Genomic DNA, 8,349 nt, shown 5'->3' on the forward strand with positions numbered 1-8,349 from the left:
GCCGCGCGCGCAGGCGAACGAGACGTCGTCCACGGCCAGCATGCGGCCGTAATGCTTGGTGATGCCCTGCAGTTCCAGCTTGTCCATCACCGGTCTCCCACGGGTGCCGCGTCGAACGGGTAGAGACGCTTGAGCACGACCATGGTCACGACGAGGCCGACGATCCCGACCGCGCAGCCGACCCACATCGACGCCACCGGCTCGAGGAAGCGCAGCCAGAGAAGGTTGATCGTGACCCAGACCATGAAGCCCCAGAACAGGCGGTTGCCCCAGTCCATCGCCTCACCTCTTGACCGCGCCGAAGGTGAGTCCCCGGACGATGTATTTCTGCAGGTAGATCGAGAAGACCAGCATGGGCGCGATCGCGATGAGCGCTGCCGCAGACATCGGCCCCCACTGGATGCCGGTCATGGTCCAGAACTGCTCGATGCCGGCCGTGACCGTGCGCGACGCGTCAGTGCGCGTCAGCACGAAGGCGAACAGGAACTCGTTCCAGCTGAACATCAGGCTGAACGAGGTCACCACCGCGATCGGTGGCTTGAGCAGCGGGAAGATGATCTTGCGGAAGATCTGCGGCCGGCTGTAGCCGTCGATCATCGCCGAATACTCGATGTTCGGGTCGATCTCTTTGAAGAAACCGTAGAGCACGAAGGTGCAGAACGAGAAGTTGAAGAAAGCATGCGCCAAGATCACGCCCATATGGGTGTTGAGCAGGCCGAACTGGCGAAAGATCAGGTAGTAGGGCACCACGATCGCGGCCGCCGGCATCATCCGGGTCGACAGGATCATGAACAGCAGGTGGCCGCGCGAGGTCTCGTAGCGGGCGAAGCTGTAGGCGGCCGGCACCGAGACCAGCAGCACCAGGATCGTGCTGCCGACCGCCACGATCACGCTGTTCAGGAGCAGCGGGCCGAGATTGGCCGAGCGCCAGGCGGTCGGGTAGTGCTCGAAGGTCGGCTCGAAGAAGAAGGCCGGCGGCACGGCCTGGGCCAGCTCGTTCGGCTTCAGGCTGAGGTTGAGCATCCACAGGATCGGGAACAGGCAGGCGCCGACCAGCAGCACGATGCCGAGCCAGAACAGGAGGTTGCGTGCCATCTCAGTTCGCCCGGATCGCTTTGATGAGCTGCTGGAACAAGAGGTTGGTGAGCACCAGCACGATGAGCAGCACCAGCACCGACATGGCCGTGGCGCGGCCGAGATCGAAATACTGGAAGCCCTCGCGGAAGATCAGCCAGTTGATCGTCTCGGTCGAGGTGCCCGGGCCACCGCGGGTGGTGCCGTAGAGGATGTCGTAGACGCGGAACGCTTCCACCATCCGCAGCATGGCGACGATCAGCAGCACCGGCTTGATCATCGGCAGGGTCAGGCGGCGGAAGGTGAACCAGGCCGACGCACCGTCGATCTTCGCCGCCTCGAACGGCTCCTTGGGCAGGCCGCGCAGGGCTGCGAACACCACGAAGATGACCAGCGGCGTCCACTGCCAGACATCGATCGCGATCACCGAGTAAAGCGCGATCGAGCTGTCGGCCAGGAACTCGACCCGTGGCAGGCCTAAGGCCTGGAGCACGTAGTTGATGACGCCGTAGTCGGAATTGTAGAGGTGCCGCCATGCCAGCGAGGTCGCGAACGGAGCGGCCACAAGCGGCAGGATGCACAGGCCCCGGATTACCGTCTGGCCGCGGAACTCGCGATTGAGGAAGAGCGCGATCAGCGTGCCGAGCACCAGCTCGACGCCGACCGCAATCACCACGAACTTCACGGTGGTCAGGAACGCCGACCAGAAGGCCGTGTCGTTCACCACCCAGCGCCAGTTCTCGAGGCCGGCGAAGGTGGCGGGCCTGGGCAGGATGTATTTCTGGAACGAGGTCACCACCGCGAACACGGTGGGATAGATGACCAGCGCCACCATGAAGATCAGCGCCGGCACCAGCAGGAGCCATTTGAAGATGGCATCGTCCTCGACCATGCCACGCCAGGACCAGCGCGAGCGTGCTGGCGCCATCGCTTCCTTGGCGTCGGCCGAAACGGTGCTGACGGACGATCGAGCCTGCATCGGCTACCAGTCTCCCAGGGATGCCGGAGATTGCGCTGCGGGGAGGCGCTGACGCCTCCCCGTTCCCAGGGTCAGCTTTCCAGGATCTTCGCGTTGCCGCTGCGGCCCTGGATGTCGACGATCTTGGCGGCGAGCTCCTGGAGTGCTGGCTCGATCTCCATCTCCTTGTTGGCGATCTTGGCGCAGGAGATCGCGAGCTCGGAGTAGATCTTGCCCATCGCCGTCGAGGTGAAGTGGCCCTTCTTCGCGACGTCGTAGGTCCAGGCCATAGTGTCCAGGTCGTTCTGGGCATAGGCGCCGTTGGTCAGGCGCCGCTCCTGGGTCTGGAAGAACGGATCCAGCACCACGTCGCGCCGGCATGGATTCCCGCCGCCCAGCGCATAAGCCATCTGCCCCTCGTACGAGGTCAGGTACTTCACGAACCAGTAGGCGCCCTCGGGATTGTTGGCGTTGTGCGCCACCCCGATGCCGTAGGCACCGGTATAGGGCCTGCCACCCGGCACGGTCGCGACCTTGGCGTGCGTGCCCGGGAACTTGGTCTCGACCGAGGCGGTGACGGGCCAAAGATTGTTGTACATGAACGGCACCATCGCCACCTGGCCCTCGGCCATGGCGTTGGCGGCCTCGGGGAAGTCCCAGGACATGGCGGCGGCCGGGGCCGACTTCAGCAGCTCCATGTAGGTCTGGGCGGCCACGATGCTGATCCGGTCGGGGATCGTCACCTCGTAGCCTTCCAGCACGCCCTTCACGTCGTAGATCGAGCGGAACCAGTCGCCGCCCATGCCCCAAATGATGGCGCTGAACTCATCGTTGATCTGCTCGTTGCGGCCGGCCATCAGCGCCACGCCGTAGAGGTCCTTCTCCAAAGGCTTGCCGGCCGCGTTCTCGCCCGCCTTGCGGGTGAAGAAGGCAGCGACGTCGATCAGCTGGGGGAAGGTCGTCGGCACGGTGAGCGGATAGCCGTACTTCTCAGCGAACGCCTTGCGCTCTTCCGGGTGCTCCAGCAGGTCGGCCCGGTAGTGCAGCCCCTGGGTATAGTTGTTGTAGGGGATCGAGTAGGGCTGGTTCTCGTAGGTCATCATGGTCATCAAGCCGGCGTAGAACGGCTTGAGATACTCGGCCATGCCGTCGACGCCCTCGGAATCATATTCCGTGGCCAGCTCGTAGAGCGGCTTCACGAAGCCGTTGGCCGCCCATTCCGGCACATAGGCCGCTTCCATCGACAGCACGTCGTAGCCGCCCGTGTCGCCCAGCAGCTCGACCTGTTGCTTGGCGTACATGACGTTGGTCGACATGCCGACCACCTCGACCTCGACCCCGGTCTTTTCGGTGAACTTCGGGATCATCGCGGTCTTGAGATAGTCGGACCAGAAGCCCGATTCGACCACGACCGTGATCGTGTCCTTGTTCGTGACCTCGGGGATCTTGGACAGGTTGAACTTGTCCGGGTTGGCCGCGACCATCTCGGCCACGATCTTGTCCGCATCCTCGCTCTGGGCGAAGGCGGGCAGACCGAAGCCGGCCACCGCCGACAGGCCGGTGGCATAGGCGGCGCTGGTGCGCCAGGCGTCACGGCGCGTGAAGCCGCGCCGGAGGATTCCGGTCATCTCTTACCTCCCTGGTCGGAACATTCTCGACGATGTTCTCGACGTCCATGGCAAAAAGAGGCCGGACCGCTCGAGGCCCGGCCGACGCGTCAGCCGCGCGTGTCGAGGTCGATCAGCTCGATCTTGTAGCCGTCCGGATCCTCGACGAAGGCGATGTGCGTGGTGCCATGCTTCATCGGTCCGGGCGGCCGCGGGATCTTCGCACCCGCCTTTTCCAGCTCCTTGCAGATCCCATAGATGTCGCGCACGCCCAGCGCGATATGGCCGTAGCCATTGCCCAGGTCGTAGGGCTCGGTCTGGCCCCAGTTATAGGTCAGCTCGACCACCGCATGGGTCTCTTCCGGCCCGTAGCCGACGAAGGCCAGCGTGAACCTGCCTTCGGGGAAGTCCATCTTTCGCAGGAGCTGCATGCCGAGCAGGCGCGTGTAGAAGTCCAGCGACTTGTCGAGGTCCTTCACCCGGACCATCGTGTGCATCATCTGAAACTTGTTGTCAGCCATGGGCGTCCCGTTTCCCTTCCAGGATCGTGCCGGTACCCGGGCGGGCGCCGGCATAGCGCGCTTCCAGGTACATGCGGCACATCTCGGCATTGGCCTCGGCAGCACCGCGCACCCGGCGGATCTCGCGCAGGTGCTGCGTGTACCGTTCCACAAGGACCGCGTCACCCGCCAAGGTCGTAAATGCCGGCGCATCCGGCGTGACCGGGCCGCCATCCACCAGACGCGCGGTCAGGTAGCGCATCGCCAAAGGCCTGAGCTCGCCCGATCCGTGCGCCAGCTCGCGCAGCCCGCCCAGGGTCAGCGCCAGCGCCCCCTCCACGCCCCGCTCGGCCGCCAGCGCCCGCAGGAGGCCGGCCTGCCGGCCGAGAAAGGCCTTCTCACGGAACAGGCGGCGGATCTCGGAAAGGTCAGTGGTGGCCTCGCCCGCGAACACTTCGTCGAAGCGGGCGTTGCGGGCCACACCCTCGTTGATCTTGCGCGCCGCGAAATGGTCGACCAGGCGGATCCTGGCCTCGGCCACCCAGTCCAGCTGCTCGATGGCGGCCTTCATGTCGACCGCCATCAGGAAGGCGAAGTTGGCCGAGCACCAGAAGGTCGGCAGGCGGAAGGCCACGTCGACCACCCGGCCCTCGACCGTCACGCTCTCGATGAAGCCCATCGAGGTGACCGACTGGTCGAGCTCCGGATCCAGCACCTCGTCGAGCCTTGCCATGACTTCGGCCTTCTCGGCCGTGTCGATGACCGGCAGCTCAAGCGGCGACATCGATGCCCCCTGGGACAACCGGATGGGTCAGCTCGCCCTCGTCTTCCTTGGGCGGCACCGGGATCTGGAAGACCGGGTCCACCTCGATGTCGTAGAGCCTGGCCGCGTTCAGTCCCAGGATCTTGCGCTTCACCTCCATGGTGAGCTGCGTGCCTGCCTCCTGCGCCAGCTCGTCGGTGAACTGGAACGCCATCAGCTTCTCGACGATCCATTTCGGGCTGGTGATGCCGTAGTCCGAGCCGAAGATCAGCCGGTCCGGCCCCAGGAAGAACAGCAGGTCGGCCATCATCTGCGCGAAATATTTCGGCCGCGCATGGATGAAGGACGGGATCAGCGCCAGGCCGCCATAAACGTTGGGCTCCTGCCCGGCGATCCAGCAGAAGTCGTCGATCCGCGGCATTCCGCAATGGTCGATGACGAAGTTCAGGTCGGGGAACGCCGTGGCCACATAGTCCACGTCGTGCACGTCGAACGCATCCTTGTTGAGCGGATGGATCGTCGGCCCCTTGTGGATGTGGATGTTCTTGATGCCGAGCTCGCGGCACTTCTCCACGTAGGGAGCCACGAAGTCGTCACGCAGCGTATAGCCCTTGGACACGCCGTTCCATTCGGCGGTGTAGAGCTTGACGCCCTTGAACTTCCATTGCGCGTGCTCGGCTTCCAGCCGGTCCAGGCCGCGCTGGCCGTCCCGCGGGTCGAACCGGCCGTTCAGGATCACCTTGTCCGGATAGGCCCCCTTGAAGGCCGCGCACTGGTCGATCGTGTTGAAGCCGTTGACGTAGAAGTCGTGCAGGTTCGTGGGCAGCATGATGCCGTAGTCGACATAACCGTCCTCGAACAGGTCCTTCGCCGCGCCCTCTATGCCGTACCAGCAGAACCGGTCGAAGTCCCAGCGCTGGTCTTGCGGCGTCATGCCGACATGCGAGCCCCAGAAGCTCTCGATGAAGGTCAGGCCGTAGCGGTTCCGGCGATTTTCCGGACGCGCATCCCAGAGATGGATGTGACCATCGATGACGAGGACCTTGTCGCCCTCCGGCGTCACGAACATCCGCCTCCCCTTTCTGCAGCTCATTGGTCGGCTGCATCGGCGTCCTATTCCTGCTTGCCGGCGAACGTAGCATAATCCTATTGTCCTACAACCCTATAAGTGCTCCGGTCCGTAAGTGTCCGGGCCAGATGGGTCAGGGAGGCCCGGCCATCGGGCCAAGAACTTTCGGAGCAGGCATGGCGCAAACGTCCGCCACGGCGTCCGACGAACTCGCGATCGGATTGAGCAGCTTCGGGCCGGTCGAGGAGGTGGCGGAGCGCGCCCGCTACGAGCGGGACTGGTCGGGCGACCATGTTGGCCGGGCACGGGTCGTCGTACGCCCGCGCAGCACGGCGGAAGTCCAGGAGGTGGTGCGCCGCTGCGCTGCCATGCGCGTGCCGATCATCCCGCAGGGCGGCCATACCGGGCTGGTCGGGGGTGGCACGCCGGCAGACAGTGGCCGCGAGGTCGTGGTCAGCCTGGAGCGGATGAACCGGATCCGCGGCATCGACGCCGCCGGCTTCTCGATGGTGGCGGACGCCGGCTGCATCCTGGCGGCGGTGCAGGATGCGGCCAGGGCCCATGACCTGTACTTCCCGCTCTCGCTCAGCGCCGAGGGGAGCTGCCAGATCGGCGGCAACATCGCGACCAATGCCGGTGGCATCAACGTGCTGCGCTACGGCATGACCCGCGAGCTGGTCCTGGGCCTGGAGGTCGTGCTCCCGGACGGGCGGCTGTTCGAGGGGCTGGGCGGGCTGCGCAAGGACAATACCGGCTATGACCTGAAGCAGCTCTTCATCGGTGCGGAAGGCACGCTCGGCATCGTCACCGCGGCCAGCCTGAAGCTCCACCCGCGCCCGACCCAGGTCGAGACCGCCCTGCTGGGCCTGCCGTCCCTGGCCAGCGCCGTCGGGCTGTTCGCCCAGGCCCGGCGCGACATGGGCGACCTCCTCTCGGCCTTTGAGCTGATGCCGCGGGCCTGCATCGAGCTGGCCCTGGAAGTGGCGACCGATCTGCGCGATCCGTTCGACCCGGCCCCGGTCTACATCCTCCTGGAAGCCTCGACCGGCGGGCTGGTCGAGCTGCGCCCCATCCTGGAGCGCTTCCTGGAGCGGGCCATGGAGGCGGGGCATGTCCTGGACGGGGCGGTCGCGGCCAGCACGACCCAGGCGCGCGACTTCTGGCGGCTGCGCGAGGCGCTGATCGAGGCGCAGGTCCGGCGCGGCCGGCATCTGCGTACCGACGTCTCGATCCCGATCTCCGCGATCCCGGCCTTCATCGAGCGGACCGAGGCGGCCCTGCTGGCGACCGCACCGGAATGCCTGCCGCTTGCCTATGGTCATTTGGGCGACGGCAACATCCACCTGAACGTGGTGCCGCCGCTTGGCCTGCTGCCGGAGCAAGCCGATCCCTTCCTCCAGCGCTGCGAGGCGATCGTGTTCGCCGAACTGGATCGCCTGGGCGGCTCGATCAGCGCGGAGCACGGCATCGGTACGAAGAAGCGGGCCGCCTTCCTGGCCCGCAAGCCGGCACTGCAGCTCGACCTCATGCGGCGGCTGAAGCGGGCACTCGATCCCGACGACCTGATGAACCCGGGCCGGATCCTGGAGCCAGCCATGCCGAAAGGCAGCTCATGAAGATCGATGCGCTCGGCCGCACTCCCCAGCTGCCCTCCAGGATCGCCAGCCGCATCCTGCAGGAGATCGTCGAGGAGCGGCTCAAGCCGGGCGATCGGCTGCCGACCGAGCAGGCGCTGGCCGACAGTTTCGGGGTCAGCCGCAACGTGGTGCGCGAGGCGATCTCCCGGCTGCGCTCGGACGGGATTATCCAGTCCCGCCAGGGGGTCGGCGCCTTTGTGGCACGTACCGCCGCCCCCACTTTGCGCTTCGACGCGGAAGCGCTGGCCGACCCTTCTGCGTTCCAGGCCCTGTTCGAGCTGCGCGCGATCCTGGAGATCCGTGCCGCAGGCCTGGCGGCGCGCCGCCGCACGCCCGAGCAGCTCGCCGCCCTGGCACGGGCGCTGGACCGGATGCGCGGCACCGAGAAATGGGCGAGCGGAGGGGTGGATGCCGATCTCGACTTCCACAAGGCGGTCGCCGAGGGCACCGGCAACGCCTATATCCGCATGGCGGTGAGCTTCCTGTCCGAGCAGGTGCGGGTCACCATCATGGAAACGCGCGCCCGCCCGGAGGCAGAGCTCGGCGACATCGTCGAGGTCACCATCGCCGAGCACGCGGCGATCCACGACGCCATCGCGGCACGCGATCCGGCCCGGGCGCAGGACGCGATGGCCACGCACATCCACCTGGCCGCCCTGCGGCTGGGCTACCGCCTGGAACTGACCGAGCAGGTCTGACCCGGCGGCACTCCCCTGGGAGGTCCGCACATGGCAGCGATCC

At 66.0% G+C, this 8,349-nt stretch carries 9 protein-coding genes; 2 read left to right on the forward strand and 7 right to left on the reverse strand.

From position 1 onward, the window contains the following. Window positions 1-86: 86 nt before the first annotated feature. From EQG76_RS13265 to EQG76_RS13295, 7 genes are all read right to left on the reverse strand, one after another. Window positions 87-278 (reverse strand): hypothetical protein, encoded by a 192-nt coding sequence (locus EQG76_RS13265; RefSeq protein WP_159714054.1) that lies wholly within the window; start codon window positions 276-278, stop codon window positions 87-89. 4 nt (window positions 279-282) lie between these two features. Then, a complete protein-coding gene (locus tag EQG76_RS13270; protein ID WP_159714056.1) occupies window positions 283-1,095 on the reverse strand; it encodes a carbohydrate ABC transporter permease in 813 nt (270 codons plus the stop codon). Between the two features lies 1 nt (window position 1,096). Then, window positions 1,097-2,053, reverse strand: a complete 957-nt coding sequence (locus tag EQG76_RS13275) for a carbohydrate ABC transporter permease (RefSeq protein WP_159714058.1) — start codon at window positions 2,051-2,053, stop codon at window positions 1,097-1,099. 71 nt (window positions 2,054-2,124) lie between these two features. Next, a complete protein-coding gene (locus tag EQG76_RS13280) occupies window positions 2,125-3,660 on the reverse strand; it encodes an ABC transporter substrate-binding protein (RefSeq protein WP_159714060.1) in 1,536 nt (511 codons plus the stop codon). Window positions 3,661-3,749: 89 nt separating this feature from the next. After that, window positions 3,750-4,160, reverse strand: a complete 411-nt coding sequence (gene gloA / locus EQG76_RS13285) for a lactoylglutathione lyase (protein ID WP_159714062.1) — start codon at window positions 4,158-4,160, stop codon at window positions 3,750-3,752. Further along, window positions 4,153-4,923 (reverse strand): iron-sulfur cluster assembly protein, encoded by a 771-nt coding sequence (locus EQG76_RS13290; protein WP_159714071.1) that lies wholly within the window; start codon window positions 4,921-4,923, stop codon window positions 4,153-4,155. Before EQG76_RS13290 ends, gloA begins: the two co-directional genes overlap by 8 nt. Then, window positions 4,910-5,971 (reverse strand): amidohydrolase family protein, encoded by a 1,062-nt coding sequence (locus tag EQG76_RS13295; protein ID WP_159714073.1) that lies wholly within the window; start codon window positions 5,969-5,971, stop codon window positions 4,910-4,912. The genes EQG76_RS13290 and EQG76_RS13295 overlap by 14 nt, the downstream gene beginning before the upstream one ends. Before the next feature lie 176 nt (window positions 5,972-6,147). Between EQG76_RS13295 and EQG76_RS13300 the strand changes: the two genes are divergently transcribed. Together EQG76_RS13300 and EQG76_RS13305 are read left to right on the forward strand one after the other, a co-directional pair. After that, window positions 6,148-7,587, forward strand: coding sequence for an FAD-binding oxidoreductase (locus EQG76_RS13300; RefSeq protein WP_159714075.1), 1,440 nt, complete (start codon window positions 6,148-6,150; stop codon window positions 7,585-7,587). Next, window positions 7,584-8,306, forward strand: a complete 723-nt coding sequence (locus tag EQG76_RS13305; RefSeq protein WP_159714077.1) for a FadR/GntR family transcriptional regulator — start codon at window positions 7,584-7,586, stop codon at window positions 8,304-8,306. The genes EQG76_RS13300 and EQG76_RS13305 overlap by 4 nt, the downstream gene beginning before the upstream one ends. Window positions 8,307-8,349: the final 43 nt, after the last annotated feature.

Origin of the sequence: Geminicoccus flavidas (genome assembly GCF_009806515.1) — a bacterium.
Lineage (GTDB): Bacteria > Pseudomonadota > Alphaproteobacteria > Geminicoccales > Geminicoccaceae > Geminicoccus > Geminicoccus flavidus.